Here is a 17,079-nt window from a genome sequence, read left to right as displayed (position 1 = left end):
GGCGATTTGCCACGAATCGAAATAAAAAACCCGCTTGATTGCTCAAGCGGGTTTTTTTAATTGAGATAGCGATGTTTTATGAGCCAGCTATCACGCACCGACCTCGGCGAGGATATCGTCGTGGCTTTCGCGTTCTTCGAGATATTGGGACCGATACCCGGTTTGCACGCCCCAATAATAAAATCCCAGCGACATGATGGCCACCAACGCCATATCCCAGCCGTAGGGCAATAATCCGCGTCCGCCGAATTCCGTGCTGCCGATGAGCGAAACAACGGCCATCGCCGGCAAATACGCGATCAGCCACCACGCCGCCCTCAGATCATCGCTCCACTCGTGAAAACCGGTCTTGGACTGATAGTAGAAATACACCGGCAACGCGACCACCATCAGCAGGATGATTTCGCCGGTCAGCGGCCACTTTGCCCAATACAACACCTCGGAGGCGCACACGAACGCGAACGGCGCGATGATCGACATGCCTTTGATCATCAACGGCCGATGCAGGTCTGTCGCCGCGCGGCGCAACGCCATCAGGCTCACGGGGCCAGTCAGGTACGAGATCACGGTGGCGACCGAAATCACCGCCGCCAGCGAACTCCAGCCGCGGAAGAAGAACATGAAGACGAACGCGACGCCAAGGTTGAAGAACATCGCCGGGCGCGGCACGCCGTAGAGCGGATGGACGTGGCCCAGGATCTTCGGCAGCGTGTTGTTACGCTCCATCGCATAGATCATGCGCGAGGTCGTCGCCATGTAGGTCGTGCCGGTACCACTCGGGCTGACAAACGCATCGACGTAAAGGAGGAACGCGAGCCAGTTCAGGTTAAGCGCCAGTGCAAGTTCCGCGAATGGCGATGCGAAGTTGAAGTGGCTCCAGCCTTTCAGCACGTCGCCGGGACTGACCGCACCGATATACGCCACCTGCAGCAACACATAGATTACAAGTGCCATCAGGATCGAGCCGATCACCGCGAATGGAATACTCTTCGACGGATTACGCGCTTCGCCAGCCAGATTCACCGGGCTCTGAAAACCATTAAAGCTGAATACGATACCGCTGGTAGCAACCGCAGTCAGGACTGCGGACCAGCCATAAGGTGCGAAACTCGAACTCGTGCCAAAGTTCTCGCTGTGAAAACCGGTCAGCATAAGACCGAGAATAGTCGCACCGGGAATAATGAACTTGAATACGGTAATGGCGGAATTGGCGCGGGCGAATAATTTAACCCCCCAGTAATTCAGGAGGAAATATACGATCACCAATAATGCCGATAAACCTAGTCCGGTCGGTGTAAGCGATCCATCGACAAAAAGTGCATGCGCCCATTGATATGGCCAGGTACTCATGTATTGAATCGATGCTTCCGCCTCAATGGGAATCACTGAAACGATTGCAATCCAGTTTGCCCATGCGCTGACGAATCCAACCAGTGCCCCATGCGAATAACGCGCATACCGGACCATTCCGCCAGACTCCGGGAACATTGCGCCCAGTTCGGCATAAGTCAGTGCAATGGCAAGAATGACCACCGCGCCAATAACCCATGCGACGATAGCCGCAGGTCCTGCAATCTTGGCTGCTTTCCAGGCACCGAATAACCAGCCCGAGCCGATGATGGAACCCAGGCCGGTCAGCAGCAGCGCAACCGGCCCGATGTTCCGTTGAATAGAACTTTTCACTACGTCTCCTTCAGTCAGAAAACTTTCAAATACCTTATGCGGGGTTAATGCGGAACCTTCAGCTAAATTCGTGCCCCGCACCAACGTGGCGCGTAGTTTAACGGGTGTGCTCGCTTAACGCTCTATCTGTTACGACTGAGGTTTGAACGAATCCGGCGCATAGGAAAATATCTACCGAAAGATTCGTAATGTGACGTTCCGATGTCGTGAACCCGGCTCAAAAACCCCTGTTTACGGTCGGATATTATTTGACCTTGGGTTTGATTCGCCGTATAAACCTTCTTGCAGGATTTCAAGTGGCGAGTGAATTGGTCTTTCGTAGTTCGCCCATCACGGTACTCCGGTTGGTCCCATTGCCCCTTCCTTGATTTTCATGCACATTCGGGCTTCGGCCTTATTCAACATCTTTAGGAACAAGTAACATGGAAACCGGTACCGTCAAGTGGTTCAATGACGCAAAGGGCTTTGGATTCATCACGCCGGACGGCGGCGGTGAAGACCTGTTCGCACATTTCTCTGAAATTCGTGTGGAAGGCTTCAAGACGCTTCAGGAAAACCAGAAGGTTACCTTCGAAGTGAAGACCGGCCCGAAGGGCAAGCAAGCTGCAAACATCAAGCCGGCCTAAGTTTTATTGCCGCTTGAATAGCAGACAAAACCCCGCACTCGCGGGGTTTTTTCTTTTATGTCACGGGTTTATCAGTAATTAATGAGAAATTACTTTAAATGATTGTCCGGACTGTAATAGCAAGTAATACCGATCAGCCAAATAGCCGGCGCGCATAAATGCCGAGCCCGGTCGCCACGCTGGCCAGCCGGTCGCCGAAGACCGCCTCAGCCTCGGGGAACGCGTCAGAGAGCGATTGCGACAGGAAACCGAGTCCGGTCGATCCGCCCGTGAAGTAGATCGCGCCCACGTCCTGGGGCGCCACGCCGGCGCGGTGCACCGTTTCCCGCGCAGCCGCCACGATCCGCCGCGTCTCCTCCAGCCCTGCATCGATGAGTTGCTGCTCGGTGAAGCCGATACGCAGCGCCTCTTCCACCTCCTCCATCCCGATGGTGGTCTCACCGCCCGCCGCCACTTCGATCTTCGCGGCCTCCGCGTGCGACGCCAACGCGTGCCCGAGACGGCGCCCGACCACACGCATCAGGCGGTCGTGGTGCTTCGAGTCGCTGTAGAGGTGCCGCATCAACTGCAGTTCGTTGACGCGTTTCGGCCCGTAGACGGTATTGATCAGATGCCAGGTGGCGAGGTCGAAATAGACGCGGTTCGGCACTTCGCGACCTTCAGGCGCCATCGACTGATAACCCAGCTCACGCAGGATCGTCGCGAGCTCCACGCGACGGTCGAAGTCCGTTCCGGCCACATGGACGCCGTAATGCGCGAGCACGTCGTCTTTTCGCGACAACAACTTTGCGCGCGCCGGTCCGACCCGCACCAGCGAGAAGTCCGACGTACCGCCCCCAATATCAGCCACCAACACCAGCCCTTCCTTCGTCAGGCGCGCTTCGTAGTCGAAAGCAGCGGCAATCGGCTCGTACTGGAAATGGATATCCGTCAGGCCAACGGCTTGCGCCGCGGCCTGAAGCTGGTTCTGGGCGAGCTGATCCGCACGCGGATCGTCGTCGACAAAAAATACCGGGCGGCCCAGCACCGCCCGCGTGATCGGCGTGCTGGAAACGGCCTGCGCCTTCTGCTTCAGATGCTGCAGGAACAGCGTGATGACGTCGACGTAGCGGATCGCGGAGCCGTCGCCCAGGTCTGTGCTCGTCTCAGCCAGCGGCGAGCCGAGAATGCTCTTCATGGAGCGCATCAGGCGGCCGTCGAAGCCGTCGATGTAAGACTCGAGCGCGGCCCGCCCGTAGGCTTGCTCGTCCTCGTCCGTGTTGAAAAAGACAGCGGTCGGCAGCGTGGTGGCGCTGCCTTCGACCGGCGCAAGCCGGATCGATGCCCCGTCGGGCAATGCGACCGCTGAATTCGACGTGCCGAAATCGATCGCGCAATAGGTCATGAGGTGAGCGACGGCAGCGTGAACGCCGCCGACGTCGCAAACAAAAAGTGGAGCGCGTTTTTAGCACGTAACGCGCAGTACATCAACCGTCAATCAAAAACATTGCCGGGGGAACGGATTTTGCTCGAAAACCCGGTAATTAATGCTCTCTGCCGGAGGCGCGTGCAGCCGGTCATTCCCACGTTACCGGCCAAATGTATGAACAACAGCACGACTGTTCCCGCCGTTGGCGAAGACAAGGAAGCGCCGGCAAGGATTATCGAAACCGATCTGCCCGGACGGCTCGACCGTCTGCCATGGGGCCGCTTTCATACGCTGATCGTGCTGGCGCTCGGGATCACGTGGCTGCTCGACGGGCTTGAAGTCACACTCGCCGGCGCAGTTGCCAGCGCGTTGAAAACCAGCCACGTGCTGAAGTTCTCGAACGCCGATGTCGGGCTCGCCGGCAGCGCCTACATTGCGGGCGCGGTGATCGGGGCATTGGGTTTCGGTTGGCTTACGGACCGGCTCGGGCGTCGCAAGCTATTTTTCATCACGCTGTTCCTGTACGTGGCGGCGACGGCAGCGACAGCCGTTTCATGGAATCTCGCCAGTTTTGTGTTGTTTCGCTTTCTCACCGGCGCGGGGATTGGCGGCGAATACACCGCGATCAATTCCACGATCCAGGAGTTCACCCCCGCCCGCGTGCGCGGCTGGACGGACCTGGCGATCAACGGCACGTTCTGGGTGGGCGCGGCGCTGGGCGCGGCGGGTTCGATCGTGCTGCTCGATCCGGGCTTGCTGCCCCCCGATTACGGCTGGCGCGCGTGTTTTCTGATCGGCGCGATCCTGGGATTGCTGATCCTTTTCATGCGCACATGGATCCCGGAAAGTCCGCGCTGGCTGATCACGCATGACCGTGTGGACGAGGCGAAGGCAATTGTGGAGGGCATTGAGGGGAAGTTTCGCGAACATGGGGTGACATTGCCCACGGATCCCGTCAAACCACTGCGTCTGCACGCCCGCGATCACACGAAACTCAGTGAAGTGTTCCACTCGCTCTTCCATGTGCATCGGCGGCGTTCGCTGGTCGGATTGACGCTGATGACCGCCCAGGCATTTTTCTATAACGCGATATTTTTCACCTACGCGCTGGTGCTGACGGATTTTTACGGTGTGCCGGGGGATCACATCGGCTGGTATGTGTTGCCGTTCGCGGCCGGTAATTTCCTCGGGCCGATCATGCTCGGCAAACTCTTCGATATCGTCGGCCGGCGCAAGATGATCGCCTTTACGTACGGTATGTCAGGGGTTTTGCTGACTGCCAGCGGGTATCTGTTCGAGCAGGGTTGGCTCACGAGCACCACACAGACTATTTCCTGGATGGTGATCTTCTTCTTCGCATCGTCGGCGGCAAGTTCGGCGTATCTCACGGTCAGCGAAACGTTTCCTCTCGAGATCCGGGCGCTGGCCATCGCGATTTTTTATGCCTTTGGGACGGCGCTGGGCGGCATTGTGGGGCCGGCGCTGTTCGGCAGGCTCATTGACACGCATCAGCGCGGCGCCGTGTTTGCGGGCTATCTGATCGGTTCTGCGCTGATGGTGCTGGCGGCGGTTGTGGCAGGAGTCTGGGGGGTATCGGCGGAACGCAAGTCGCTGGAGGACGTGGCGCGGCCGTTGTCGTCGGCGGAGGACTAAGCGTTTCTCGTGCGATCGCGCGGCGTCTATTCGACCACCGCGCTTTCCAGCATTTACTGCCGTTCAAGACCGCTTATTTGAACGCCTTGCCCCAAGCGCCATCGAATGCGATTTCACCAATCGCCGCCCGCTCGCGCGGCGCGTTTTCGCGCTCCAGCAGGGCTGCGTCGAGCGAGGCGGGGTCCCCGTGATGTCCCAGCGAAATCATCGCGATCACTTCCACGTCGTCCGGGGGCGAAAACGCCTCGCGGAACGCGTTGGTATCGAAACCGGCCATTTGGTGGGCCACCAGGCCGAGCGCGTGTGCCTGAAGCACCAGCGACATACCCGCTGCGCCCGCATCGTACTGAGCCGTGCGGCTCACATCGCCCTTGGGCGTCAAGGTCTTCGCCAGCACGCAAATCAGCACGGGCACATTGGCGTTCCACCCTTGGTTGAACGGCACCAGTGTGGCGAAAGCCTTCTGGAAAGCTGCTTCGTCGTGGTTGCGGTCGAAGGTCAGGAAACGCCACGGCTGCATGTTGTACGAAGACGGCGCCCAACGTGCCGCCTCCAGCACGCTATGCAATTGCTCGCGGCTCACCGCCTGGTTCGATATTGCCCGCGGGCTCCAGCGGCCGGCCAGCAGCGCATCGATTGCGACTTCAGTAGGTGCGATTTTTTCAGTCATGCGGCAGTCCCTGGTTGGTTGGTCCGGACAGCATGCGCTAACACGCACGCTGCGAGACCATAAGAATAACCAAGCTGGCAGACCCGCGCTGCGGCATTGAAAATTCGCTGTTCCACAGGCACGCTGGCCCGCAGAGCCGCTCTCAGGTCGCCACCACCTGCATCGAACGCGGCGCCTTGTTGATCCGCAAGACCATCACGGCCGCGACAATACACAGGCTGCCTGAAATCATCGTCGCGACGGTGTAGGTGCCGAGACTTGCGCGCAGCATGCCTCCGCCAAGCGCCGCGAACGCCGCGCCGAACTGATGTGCCGCCACGACCCAGCCGAATACGATAGGCGCCGACTCCTTGCCGTAGACGTCAGTAGCGAGCCGGACAGTCGGCGGTACGGTGGCCACCCAATCCAGCCCGTAGAACACGGCGAAGACCGGCAAGCCGTAGAAGTCGATACCAAACGCGTGCGGCAGGAACATCAGCGACAACCCGCGCAAGCCGTAATACCAGAACAGCAGCACGCGGGCGTTGAACCGGTCGGACAGCCAACCGGACAGCGTGGTGCCGACGAGATCGAAAATGCCCATTGCCGCCAGAAGCCCCGCGCCTTGCACTTCGGTCATGCCGTGATCGGCGCACATCGCGATCAGATGCGTGCCGATATACCCGTTCGTACTCGCCCCGCAGATAAAAAAACTGCCCGCCAGCAACCAGAAATCGCGCGTCTTGCTCGCCATCCCCAGCGTGCCGAAGGCAAGCGTGATCGGATTCTTCTGCGCGGCGAGAACAGGCGGCGGCGCATCAGGGGCTTCGCCGAACGGGCGGAGCACGAGATCGGCGGGACGCTCGGGCAGCAGCCACGCCACCAGGGGCAACACCACCGCTGCGGCGGCAGCCACGACCAGCACCATGGGACGCCAGCCGAAGCGCTCGGTGATCGCCGCGAGCATCGGCAGGAACACAAGCTGACCAGTGGCCGAACTGGCGGTGAGAATCCCCATCGCCAGTCCGCGATGCGACGTGAACCAACGATTCACGATGGTCGCCGCCAGCGTGATGGCAGCCACGCCGGTAGCCCCGCCCACCAGCACACCCCATATCAGGATCATTTGCCACGGAGCAGTCATCAGCGTCGACAACCCCACGCCCGTCGCCAGCGTCCCCAGCGCCGCCAGCACCGTCGGGCGCACGCCGAAACGCTGCATCGCGGCGGCAGCGAATGGCCCGGTCAGGCCATACAGCGCCAGGTTGATGGAGATCGCGAGCGAGACCGTCGCGCGGCTCCAGCCGAACTGCTGTTCAAGCGGCAACATCATGACGCTTGGTGTTGCACGCGTGCCGGCGGCCGCGAGCAACACAAGAAACACGACTCCCACCGATATCCACGCGTAATGCATGCGGCCCGAAAGCCGTCTGGCTGCCCAATTCATCCTTCGCTCCGGTTTCTTCTGGTTATCTTTCGACCAACGTTCAGACGGACGTTACCGTCCGGTCACATTTAGGTTGCGAGCTTAGTGACTGCCCGGTAACATGTCAAGAATCCCCTCGAAAGTAAAGGATATGAGCGTGGTACGCGTATCGAATGAAGGCTCCGCCGCCAATAAAAAACCGGTCCGCCGGCACATGGACGGCGCTACCGCGCAGGAACAACTGCTCGACGCCGCGGAGAATCTTTTTTATCGCGATGGCATCCGGGCGATCAGCGTAGACGCGGTGGTCGAACGCGCCGGCGTGAACAAGATGAGCGTGTACCGGCAGTTTTCGTCAAAAGACGACCTGGTGGTGGCGTACCTCACGCGCATGGACACGCGCTTCCGGGAACGGATTGAAGGCAGCATCGCGAAGCATCCGGGTCAACCGGCCAAGGCGCTCGTGCAAAGCATTACTGACCTTGTAGAGCGGGCATCGAATCCGGATTATCGCGGTTGTCCGTTTGTGAACGTGGCCTGCGAATTCGCAGACCGGGAGCATCCGGCGCGGGTCTCGGTGGCGCACAACAAGCAGTATCTGATTGCCCGGTTGCTGGAGTTATCGACCGCGGCGGGTGCGGCCGATCCTCAATTTCTGGCCGATTCCCTCGCGTTGCTGGTAGAGGGCGTGTACACCGCGAGTCAGACTTTCGGCCCGGGCTGCGGACCGATGCGTACAGCGCCCGCCACGGCCGCACTGCTCGTGAAGGCGGCCTGCGGTGAAGACAGGATCGAACCGTGAACGAAGAAATTATCGATTCAACGCGGCATTGGCTCACACGCGCCGTTATCGGCCTGAACCTGTGTCCGTTTGCCAAAGCCGTGTATGTGAAGGACCAGATCCGCTACGCCGTCAGCGAGGCGCACACGTTAGAAGATGTGCTCGCCGATATTGAAACCGAACTGAAGCAACTGGCGGACACGGATCCGGAACAAACCGACACCACGTTGTTGATCGTCCCGCACGCGCTCGGCCGTTTCAGCGACTACAACGACGCCCTCCATTTCGCCGATACGCTCCTGAAACAGCTTCGGCTGGAAGGTGAACTACAGATCGCGAGCTTTCATCCGAACTATCAATTCGATGACGCCGAACCCGACGACATCGAAAATTTCACGAACCGCGCACCCTATCCGATCTTCCATTTGCTACGTGAGGCCAGCATTGAACGTGCGGTCGAAGCGTTCCCCGATGCCGCCGATATCTACGAGCGCAACATGGCCACGCTGCGCCGTCTCGGCCACGCCGGCTGGCTCGAACATATGAAACGCGACCCCGGCGTCAGCTCTTGAAATCGAGCCATAACATCAGGTCGTAAAAAACCGCTCGCGCATCTCTTCCAGACCGAGCGTTTCAAGCACGTCGGACAAGCGCTGGGCCGGTTTTCCGCGCGGCAGATCCTTGAACTGCGCGATGATCAACTCGTTTTTCATCGAGTGCTCCCAGCCGACGAGTTCCGTCACGCTGACCTGATACCCATGCGACTCCAGTTGCATGCAGCGCAGCACGTTCGTGATCTGGCTGCCGAACTCGCGCGTGTGCAACGGGTGCCGCCACATCTCCGTCAGCACGTTCTTCGAGAGCGAATGGCCTTTGTTCTTACGTAAAACTGCGGCCACCTCAGCCTGACAACACGGCACCACCACAATGGTTTTCGCTTTCTTCTGCAAAGCGAAATGAATCGCGTCGTCGGTCGCGGTATTGCATGCATGCAGTGCAGTGACGACATCCACGGTCGCGGGCAAACGGTCTGACGTAATCGATTCGGCCACCGATAGATTCAGGAACGACATACCCTCGAATCCCAGCCGTGCGGCCAATTCCTCCGACTTTTCAACCAGCTCCGAACGTGTCTCAATGCCAAAGATATGTGACCGATCGCGCAGAGCCTTGAAGTAGAGATCGTAGAGAATGAACCCAAGGTAAGACTTTCCCGCTCCATGATCGACCAGCGTCACCGAACCCTCTTTTGCATGAATTTCCGCAAGCAGGGGTTCGATGAACTGAAACAGGTGGTAGACCTGTTTCAACTTTCGACGGCTGTCTTGATTCATCTTGCCGTCGCGCGTCAAGATGTGCAGCTCCTTCAAAAGTTCGAGGGACTGACCGGGACGAATGTCGTGCTTGGCCGATGTTTCCGGCGTTTTGTCGGACGAATCCGTTGATGCAATTGGCGCGTTCGGCGCCCGGGACTTCTTGGCCATCGTCTGGATACCGTAGTGATTCTGTAGGCGGGGCACGCGGAATTTCGGCGCGAAGTGTGCGCTAACCGCTGGTTGTATCGATGTAAATCGGCAAGTTTACCCAAAAGCGCATAGACGCTCCCGCATGACGCAGCATCGGGAACTGACAAAGGTTTCGAGTCGCCTCGACACGGTACTGAGGAGCCTCGGTTTCAGATGGAACATTTCGTGCATTTAGAACGGGACAACCAACGGGATGGACGGATATTACGGCGGCACAAGGCCGCGACTTTCATAGCAAGACGCCCTGGTAGCAAGGCAGGCGCGACGAATCGATGACCTCGGCAACGCTTGAGGCAACGGCCGGTGAAACGCACCGGTGAATGTCGACGTACAGCCTGTTACGTAACACCTAACGCACACGGCGCGTTCCCGCGGGGAACACGCGAACACAAAATGAGGACGGCGATGGACCCAATCCGAGACAGTAAAGCCGAACAGCAGTTTCAGGAAATGCTTGCAAAGCTCACGTCAATGCCCGAGTGGAGCGAAAAGCAGCAGCTTGAACTCGAAATGGCCCGAGAAATTTCCGGCGAAATGCTACGGCTCGCAGAAGTCATGCGCGACGGCACCACCGACATGGAAACGTGCCTGACCATGCTCAAGTACGCGAAAGTGATGGATTTCGTGCTGACGACCCTCGCCTCGCGGCGCGAGATCGCGCCGCAGACGCTGCGCGTAATCTTCAAGCTCGCCGGGCTGAAAGTGGACGAGGCTTATCCTGGTTGAACCGCTGCTTGCATACTGGTTGTACGTTGTTCGGCGGCCAGTCCCGATTGATCACGGACTGGCCTGATGTATGTCAATGCTTGCGGCGCGTCATCAGCCGCTCGTACGACGCCTTCAAATGGCGCTGCATCGAAGCCTGGGCCTGAATGGCATCGCGTGCTTCGAGCGCGTCCAGTATGTCCTTGTGCTCGCTTAACGCAGCCGCCCAGGTTTCCTCCCCCTCAAAGTGCACACGCAATTTCGACGACAGCGGACTATGCCGTTCATCGAAAAGTCCCGCTACCGTGCGCACCAGCACATCGTTTCCCGACATCTGCGCTATAGCTAAGTGAAACGCACGGTCCGCGGCCAGCGGAATCTGTCCGTTTGCCACTTCCCGCGCCATGTTTTCGTAAATCTCGCGCAACGCCTTGAGCGCCTTCGGTTTGCCAAACGCAGCCACATTCGCCGCGATAGCGCCCTCGATCACCATTCGCGCAGTCATGATTTCAAGCAGACTTTCGCCGAACTCCGTTCCCGGCGGCAGATTTGGGCCCGAACCAGAGGCGGACGGCGCACAGATATAAACGCCCGACCCCATCCGGATTTCAACACGACCTTCCAGTTCCAGCGCGACCAGCGCCTCTCTCACCGACGGCCGCGACACCCCCAGCATCAACGCCAGTTCGCGCTCGGACGGCAAGCGGCCATTCGGCGCAAAGCCTTGCTCCTCGATCAGCGCGCGCAGTTTATCGGCGATCTGGAGGTAGAGACGACGCGTCTCAATGGGTTTGACAGCCACAAAAGCTCCTTTCCTGGACAGGCTGGCCGCATTGGCGGAGAGGCTGAATTCTAAACAAGGATGCTGCTGATGGTCAGGCCAAACCCCTACCCGAAGCCAATTGGCTTGACCAGTTCCGTTTTATGAAATTAACATGCATTCTGGTAAGGCCAAAAAAATCATCCTATCCCCATGAAAACTGTTATCTGCGAACAACCCGGCTCGCTCGTCCTGATTGACCGGCCATCGCCCGAGCCCGGTGTCGACGACGTCTTGATCCGCATCAAGCGTGTCGGCGTGTGCGGTACGGACCTGCATATCTACACGGGGAATCAGCCGTATCTATCGTATCCGCGGGTGATGGGGCATGAGTTGTCGGGAATCGTGGAATCGGCGCCCGCTGGCGCACGCGTCGCGAAGGGTGATCAGGTCTACGTGATGCCTTATCTTGCGTGCGGGAAATGTATCGCGTGCCGGGCTAAAAAGCCTAATTGCTGTATGAACATTCGCGTCCTGGGCGTCCATACCGACGGTGGCCTGGTCGAGCAACTCGCCGTACCGCAGGCATTTGTGTTCAAAGCCGATGGCGTGACGCTCGATCAGGCCGCGATGATCGAATTCCTGGCCATTGGGGCGCACGCGGTCGCCCGAGCCGACGTGCAGCCGAAGCAGCGGGCCCTGGTGGTTGGCGCCGGGCCGATCGGAATGGCGGCGTTGATCTTCGCCAAGCTTCGCGGCGCGGAAGTGACCGTACTGGATGGCCGCGAGGATCGGTTGCGATTCTGCGAGACGCTGCTGAATGCCGACCATATTGTGCGCCTGGATACGACCGGCGCCGCCGCAGACGCAAAACAGCTTGCGGATCTCACCGGCAACGAGTTTTTCGATATTGTCTTCGACGCCACGGGCAACGTGAAAGCGATGGAACGCGGCCTGGAATTCGTCGCACATGGCGGGAAATACGTGTTGATATCGATTGTTAGCGACCGGATCTCGTTCGCCGATCCCGAGTTTCACAAACGCGAAACTACCCTGCTTGCCAGCCGTAACGCCACGCCAGACGACTTCGAAACCGTGCTTTCCGCAATGCGTGCAGGCCTCATTCCGACGGCGGCGCTCAACACGCATACGCTCAAGTTAAGCGATTTGCCGAGCGAATTCTCCAAGCTGCTCGATCCGTCGGCAGGTGTGATCAAAGCACTGGTCGAGTGCTGACACGCCGATATAGACAACGATGAGTAATCCGATTCTCCAGTTCGGCACGAGCCGTTTTCTTCAAGCGCACGTCGATTTGTTCGTTGCGGAAGCTGCGCGACGTGAGCCATCGAAGGCGCTCGGACGGATTACCGTCGTGCAGAGCACATCGAATGCGGCAAGCCGGGCGCGGATCGATACGTTGCGGGCTTCGAGCGTGTACCCCGTGCGAATTCGCGGCCGGCAGGGCAATGCGACCATTGACGTCACCGTTCAATGCGACGCGATCACTGAAGCCCTGAACGCCGCGGATGACTGGTCGACGCTGCGCGAACGCGTGCGGCACGACGTCAAGGCGATCGTGTCGAATACCGGCGACACCGGCTACGCTTCCTTTGACGAAGACATTGTGCGAAACCTTCAGGAGAACTCCGTCCCACGAGGTTTTCCGGTCAAGCTCGCGGTCTTGCTGCACGACCGGTTTATCGCGGGCGCAGAACCGGTGACCTTGCTCCCTTGCGAACTGATATCGCGCAACGGCGATACATTGCGCGATATCGTTATCGATATTGCAAAGCAGCGGCAAGCGGACGACGCTTTCATCCGCTATCTGCAGAACGATTGCATTTGGGTAAATTCGCTGGTCGACCGCATTGTCTCCGAGCCAATTCATCCTGTTGGCGCCATTGCCGAGCCCTACGCGTTGTGGGCAATCGAGCGCCAACCCGGCATGGTCCTGCCGTGCGAGCACGAGGACATCGTCCTCACCGACGATCTGGCCCGCTACGAGCGCCTCAAGCTTCTGCTGCTCAACCTCGGCCATACGATGCTCGCCGAACTCTGGCTCCAGGATCGTGCCCCCGCCGACACCAACGTCCGCGACGCCATGCGCAACGAAGCCTGGCGCACGACATTGGAATCGACGTGGCGCGACGAAGTGCTCCCCGTCTTCGATGCCCTCGGCGAACACGACGTCGCACGCGCCTATCTCGTCGATGTCCGCGACCGCTTCGAGAATCCGTTCCTGGATCACCGGCTCTCCGACATCGCGCGAAATCACGCAGAGAAAAAACAACGCCGCTTCAAACAGGCTGTCGAGCTTGCGCATCAACTCGGTTTGAATATTGAACAGCGACGGCTTATAGCTGCGCTGTCTTGAGGAATACCTACCATGCCTGCTGATCACACTGTTATCCGCCTACATCCCAACGACGATGTCGTGATCGCGACGCGCCAGCTCGTGTCGGGCGCACGCATTACGTCTGAAGCCGAACCCCTCGTGGTGAGCGGACTGATCCCGCCGGGCCACAAGATCGCTACACGCGACATCGCCAAAGGCGAGCCCGTGAAGCGCTACAACCAGATTATCGGCGTCGCGCTGGATGCCATCTCGCGCGGCCAGCACGTGCATGTCCACAACCTGGGCATGGCCGATTTCGAGCGCGAGCATGAATTCGGTGTCGACATGCGCGAAACCCATTTCGTCGATAAACCCGCTACATTCATGGGTATTCGTCGCGAGGATGGACGCGTGGCCACGCGAAATTACATCGGTATCCTGACGAGTGTGAATTGCTCGGCCACGGTGGCGCGGGCTATAGCAGATCACTTTCGCCGCGATGTTCGTCCTGAAGCGCTCGCCGATTATCCGAACGTGGATGGCGTGATCGCGTTGACGCATGGGCTGGGTTGTGGCATCGACTCACTTGGTGATGGCATCGCTATCCTGCGTCGCACCCTCGCCGGTTACGCCGTGCATCCAAACTTCCATTCGGTGTTGTTCATCGGCCTGGGCTGCGAGACGAATCAGATCTCGGGCATCCTCGGATCGGCTGGCTTAAACGACAACGGCGCGAAACTGCGCAGCTTCACGATCCAGGACAGCGGCGGCACGCGCAAGACCATCGAACGCGGTGTTGCAATGGTGAAAGAGCTGCTCGCCGATGCCAACCGCGTCAAACGCGAACCCGTGCCGGCGTCGCACCTGGTGGTCGGATTGCAGTGCGGGGGCTCGGACGGTTATTCGGGGATCTCGGCGAATCCGGCGCTAGGCGCGGCCGTCGACCGTCTCGTACAGCATGGCGGCACAGCGATTCTGTCGGAGACGCCCGAGGTCTACGGTGCGGAACATCTGCTTACGCGACGTGCAGTAAGCCGGGAAGTCGGCGAAAAACTCCTTACGCGCATCAAGTGGTGGGAGGAGTATTGCGCGCGAAACGGCGCGGCGATGGACAACAATCCATCGGCGGGAAACAAGGTCGGCGGCTTGACGACAATTCTCGAAAAATCGCTAGGCGCGGTGGCGAAAGGCGGTACGACGAAGCTCGTGGAGGTCTATGAATACGCTCAACCTATTAATGCGAAGGGTTTTGTGTTCATGGATTCGCCTGGCTACGACCCCGTCTCGGCAACGGGCCAGGTTGCTTCGGGTGCGAATTTGATCTGCTTCACGACCGGACGTGGGTCGGCTTACGGCTGTGCGCCCTCGCCGTCGCTAAAGCTCGCTACGAACACGGCGCTGTGGGAGCGGCAGGAAGAAGACATCGATATCAACTGCGGCGGGGTTGTCGACGGAACGGCGTCCATCGATCAGTTGGGAGAAGCTATTTTCCAGATGATGCTGGATTGCGCGTCGGGGGTGGCATCGAAGAGCGAGGCGCACGGTTACGGGCAGAACGAGTTCGTACCGTGGCAGGTAGGTGTGATTACCTGAGGGTCTTCGATTGGCGCGAGGCGCTAAGCGGCCGTCGTGTTTAGCGGCAGCGCCTCGGCTATTTGGGCGTGACCTAACGATCGCTGGTGAATCAACGTACCAACCGTAGTCGACGCGACGCCTCAACCCGCCATCATTTTCAACGCTAGCGCCTCGGCCACTTCTATCCCATCGATTGCGGCCGAATAAATACCACCGGCATATCCAGCACCTTCGCCCGCAGGATAGAGCCCATCGACATTGACGCTTTGATAATCGTCTTTTCGACGAACCCGTATTGGCGATGACGTGCGCGTCTCGACGCCCGTCAGCACCGCGTCGTGCATGGCGAACCCGGGGATCTTTTTGTCGATCTGCGGCAACGCCTCGCGAATCGCCTCGACCACATACTCCGGCAATGCGCTGGTCAGGTCGGTCATACGCACGCCGGGTTTGTACGACGGTTCGACTGTCCCTAGCGATGTCGATGCCCGTCTCGCAATAAAATCACCGACCAACTGCGCTGGTGCGGAGTAGTCACCCCCGCCCAGCTCGAACGCCCGCTCTTCCCAACGTCTTTGAAACGCGATACCCGCGAGCGGGCCACCGGGAAAATCCTCCGGCGTAATTCCGACCACGATCCCGGCGTTCGCATTACGCTCGTTGCGCGAATATTGACTCATGCCGTTCGTGACCACCCGTCCTGGTTCAGACGCTGCCGCCACTACCGTTCCGCCCGGGCACATGCAAAAGCTGTAGACAGCTCGACCGTTACTGCAGTGATGGACGACTTTATAATCGGCCGCGCCCAGCAGTTTATGTCCCGCGAATTTGCCAAACCGGCTCCGATCAATCAGTCCTTGCGGATGCTCGATCCGAAACCCGAGCGAAAAGGGTTTTGCTTCCATGTAGACGCCGCGATCGCGCAGCATCTCGAACGTATCCCGGGCGCTATGCCCCACCGACAACACGACGTGCTCGCAAGGTAGCGTTTCGCCGCTGGAAAGCGTGAGGCCGCGAACCTTGCCTCCTTCGATCTCGATATCTTCAACGCGCGATTCGAAGCGTACTTCGCCGCCGAGTTGATGAATCGTCGCACGCATTTTCTCGACCATCCCCACCAGTCGAAAGGTACCGATATGCGGCCGGCTCAGATACAGAATGTCCTCGGGAGCACCGGCAAGCACGAACTCTTCGAGCACCTTTCGGCCATAGTGTTTCGGGTCCTTGATCTGGCTGTATAGCTTGCCGTCCGAAAACGTCCCGGCACCGCCCTCACCAAACTGCACATTCGACTCTGGGTTCAGCACGTTTTTCCGCCACAAACCCCAGGTGTCCTTGGTCCGTTCGCGAACAGCCTTGCCACGTTCCAGGATGATGGGACGAAAACCCATCTGTGCCAGGATCAAACCGGCGAACAAGCCGCACGGTCCCATGCCGATCACGACGGGTCTCGGCGATGTCATTTGTGCCGGCGCCTTCGCGACGAACTTGTACGCCATGTCCGGCGTCACACTGCAATGCGGCTGATCGTTCAGATAACGAAGCGCGGTGACTTCGTCCTTCACGTCGACATCGACAATGTAAGTGAGCTTGATGTCGGAGCGCTTGCGCGCATCGTGCGCACGCCGGAATACCGTATAGCGGATCAGGCCATCGGCAGGGACATGAATAAGCGCGAGACGTGAGCGAATTGCCGACTCGAGTTCGCTTTCCGAATGCTCAAGCGGCAGCTTGATTTCGCTTAGACGTAGCATGGGGACCTGTTTTGCAAAAGCCGTAAGGACATCCGGCTAAAGCGCTATTTTAGCGTGTTGAAGAAAGCGTAAGCCGGTGATGGCGGGATGTTCAGCGCGAGTTGGTTCAATTGTGGAACCTGAAACGCAAAAACCCCACCTTTGAGGGGTGGGGTTTTTGTATAGCTGCGGAGTTGCTTGGCAGCGCATGAGGAGCCT

15 protein-coding genes are annotated in these 17,079 nt (G+C 59.0%); 8 read left to right on the top strand and 7 right to left on the bottom strand.

Features of this window, described 5'->3' with window-relative positions; all coding sequences use genetic code 11:
* Positions 1-90: 90 nt before the first annotated feature.
* Positions 91-1,683, bottom strand: coding sequence for an APC family permease (locus AWB69_RS28910; protein WP_062090257.1), 1,593 nt, complete (start codon positions 1,681-1,683; stop codon positions 91-93).
* A gap of 422 nt (positions 1,684-2,105) precedes the next feature.
* Here AWB69_RS28910 and AWB69_RS28905 point away from each other — a divergent pair, with 422 nt between their 5' ends.
* Positions 2,106-2,309, top strand: coding sequence for a cold-shock protein (locus AWB69_RS28905; protein ID WP_035936159.1), 204 nt, complete (start codon positions 2,106-2,108; stop codon positions 2,307-2,309).
* 133 nt (positions 2,310-2,442) lie between these two features.
* Here AWB69_RS28905 and AWB69_RS28900 read toward each other — a convergent pair whose 3' ends face one another.
* Positions 2,443-3,693: an Hsp70 family protein gene (locus AWB69_RS28900; protein ID WP_062090256.1), complete on the bottom strand. Its 1,251-nt coding sequence runs from the start codon at positions 3,691-3,693 to the stop codon at positions 2,443-2,445.
* A 198-nt stretch (positions 3,694-3,891) separates the two neighbouring features.
* Here AWB69_RS28900 and AWB69_RS28895 point away from each other — a divergent pair, with 198 nt between their 5' ends.
* Positions 3,892-5,370 carry an MFS transporter gene (locus AWB69_RS28895; RefSeq protein WP_062090308.1) on the top strand — a complete coding sequence of 493 codons (1,479 nt, stop codon included), beginning with the start codon at positions 3,892-3,894 and terminating at the stop codon, positions 5,368-5,370.
* Positions 5,371-5,443: 73 nt separating this feature from the next.
* On the opposite strand, the gene AWB69_RS28890 is transcribed toward AWB69_RS28895, so the two are convergent.
* Complete coding sequence (locus tag AWB69_RS28890; RefSeq protein ID WP_062090255.1) at positions 5,444-6,040, bottom strand: nitroreductase family protein; 597 nt, start codon at positions 6,038-6,040, stop codon at positions 5,444-5,446.
* Positions 6,041-6,182: 142 nt separating this feature from the next.
* Entirely contained in the window at positions 6,183-7,466 is a 1,284-nt protein-coding gene (locus AWB69_RS28885) for an MFS transporter (protein WP_062090254.1), read from the bottom strand.
* 130 nt (positions 7,467-7,596) lie between these two features.
* Here AWB69_RS28885 and AWB69_RS28880 point away from each other — a divergent pair, with 130 nt between their 5' ends.
* Positions 7,597-8,247 (top strand): TetR/AcrR family transcriptional regulator, encoded by a 651-nt coding sequence (locus AWB69_RS28880; RefSeq protein WP_062090253.1) that lies wholly within the window; start codon positions 7,597-7,599, stop codon positions 8,245-8,247.
* Positions 8,244-8,798 carry a DUF1415 domain-containing protein gene (locus tag AWB69_RS28875; RefSeq protein WP_062090252.1) on the top strand — a complete coding sequence of 185 codons (555 nt, stop codon included), beginning with the start codon at positions 8,244-8,246 and terminating at the stop codon, positions 8,796-8,798. Before AWB69_RS28880 ends, AWB69_RS28875 begins: the two co-directional genes overlap by 4 nt.
* 15 nt (positions 8,799-8,813) lie before the next feature.
* Here AWB69_RS28875 and AWB69_RS28870 read toward each other — a convergent pair whose 3' ends face one another.
* Positions 8,814-9,710, bottom strand: a complete 897-nt coding sequence (locus AWB69_RS28870) for a class I SAM-dependent methyltransferase (RefSeq protein WP_082913638.1) — start codon at positions 9,708-9,710, stop codon at positions 8,814-8,816.
* Between the two features lie 447 nt (positions 9,711-10,157).
* On the opposite strand from AWB69_RS28870, the gene AWB69_RS28865 reads away from it, so the two are divergent.
* Positions 10,158-10,478: a hypothetical protein gene (locus AWB69_RS28865; protein ID WP_031362147.1), complete on the top strand. Its 321-nt coding sequence runs from the start codon at positions 10,158-10,160 to the stop codon at positions 10,476-10,478.
* Positions 10,479-10,551: 73 nt separating this feature from the next.
* Here the strand turns inward: AWB69_RS28865 and AWB69_RS28860 are convergent, their stop codons facing one another.
* On the bottom strand, positions 10,552-11,259 hold the full coding sequence (locus AWB69_RS28860) for a FadR/GntR family transcriptional regulator (protein WP_062090251.1): 708 nt from the start codon (positions 11,257-11,259) through the stop codon (positions 10,552-10,554).
* A 171-nt stretch (positions 11,260-11,430) separates the two neighbouring features.
* On the opposite strand from AWB69_RS28860, the gene AWB69_RS28855 reads away from it, so the two are divergent.
* The 3 genes from AWB69_RS28855 to AWB69_RS28845 are packed head-to-tail and all read left to right on the top strand — an operon-like array spanning position 11,431 to position 15,145.
* Positions 11,431-12,453 carry a zinc-binding alcohol dehydrogenase family protein gene (locus tag AWB69_RS28855; protein ID WP_062090250.1) on the top strand — a complete coding sequence of 341 codons (1,023 nt, stop codon included), beginning with the start codon at positions 11,431-11,433 and terminating at the stop codon, positions 12,451-12,453.
* Positions 12,454-12,472: 19 nt separating this feature from the next.
* Complete coding sequence (locus tag AWB69_RS28850) at positions 12,473-13,591, top strand: mannitol dehydrogenase family protein (RefSeq protein WP_062090249.1); 1,119 nt, start codon at positions 12,473-12,475, stop codon at positions 13,589-13,591.
* 12 nt (positions 13,592-13,603) lie between these two features.
* The gene (locus AWB69_RS28845; protein WP_062090248.1) at positions 13,604-15,145 is read left to right on the top strand and encodes a UxaA family hydrolase; all 1,542 of its coding nucleotides are present in this window, start codon (positions 13,604-13,606) and stop codon (positions 15,143-15,145) included.
* 122 nt (positions 15,146-15,267) lie between these two features.
* Here the strand turns inward: AWB69_RS28845 and AWB69_RS28840 are convergent, their stop codons facing one another.
* Positions 15,268-16,881 carry an NAD(P)/FAD-dependent oxidoreductase gene (locus AWB69_RS28840; RefSeq protein ID WP_062090247.1) on the bottom strand — a complete coding sequence of 538 codons (1,614 nt, stop codon included), beginning with the start codon at positions 16,879-16,881 and terminating at the stop codon, positions 15,268-15,270.
* Positions 16,882-17,079 lie beyond the last annotated feature (198 nt).

Source organism: Caballeronia udeis (assembly GCF_001544555.2).
In the GTDB taxonomy this organism is placed as follows: domain Bacteria; phylum Pseudomonadota; class Gammaproteobacteria; order Burkholderiales; family Burkholderiaceae; genus Caballeronia; species Caballeronia udeis.
This window is presented reverse-complemented; position numbering and strand designations above follow the sequence as displayed.

Excerpts from the sequence above, each read along its gene's own strand:
- AWB69_RS28905 (WP_035936159.1), top strand. The coding sequence starts at position 2,106 with ATGGAAACCGGTACCGTCAAGTGGTTCAATGACGCAAAGGGCTTTGGA.
- AWB69_RS28900 (WP_062090256.1), bottom strand. The coding sequence starts at position 3,693 with ATGACCTATTGCGCGATCGATTTCGGCACGTCGAATTCAGCGGTCGCA.
- AWB69_RS28895 (WP_062090308.1), top strand. The coding sequence starts at position 3,892 with ATGAACAACAGCACGACTGTTCCCGCCGTTGGCGAAGACAAGGAAGCG.
- AWB69_RS28890 (WP_062090255.1), bottom strand. The coding sequence starts at position 6,040 with ATGACTGAAAAAATCGCACCTACTGAAGTCGCAATCGATGCGCTGCTG.
- AWB69_RS28885 (WP_062090254.1), bottom strand. The coding sequence starts at position 7,466 with ATGAATTGGGCAGCCAGACGGCTTTCGGGCCGCATGCATTACGCGTGG.
- AWB69_RS28880 (WP_062090253.1), top strand. The coding sequence starts at position 7,597 with ATGAGCGTGGTACGCGTATCGAATGAAGGCTCCGCCGCCAATAAAAAA.
- AWB69_RS28870 (WP_082913638.1), bottom strand. The coding sequence starts at position 9,710 with ATGGCCAAGAAGTCCCGGGCGCCGAACGCGCCAATTGCATCAACGGAT.
- AWB69_RS28865 (WP_031362147.1), top strand. The coding sequence starts at position 10,158 with ATGGACCCAATCCGAGACAGTAAAGCCGAACAGCAGTTTCAGGAAATG.
- AWB69_RS28855 (WP_062090250.1), top strand. The coding sequence starts at position 11,431 with ATGAAAACTGTTATCTGCGAACAACCCGGCTCGCTCGTCCTGATTGAC.
- AWB69_RS28850 (WP_062090249.1), top strand. The coding sequence starts at position 12,473 with ATGAGTAATCCGATTCTCCAGTTCGGCACGAGCCGTTTTCTTCAAGCG.
- AWB69_RS28845 (WP_062090248.1), top strand. The coding sequence starts at position 13,604 with ATGCCTGCTGATCACACTGTTATCCGCCTACATCCCAACGACGATGTC.
- AWB69_RS28840 (WP_062090247.1), bottom strand. The coding sequence starts at position 16,881 with ATGCTACGTCTAAGCGAAATCAAGCTGCCGCTTGAGCATTCGGAAAGC.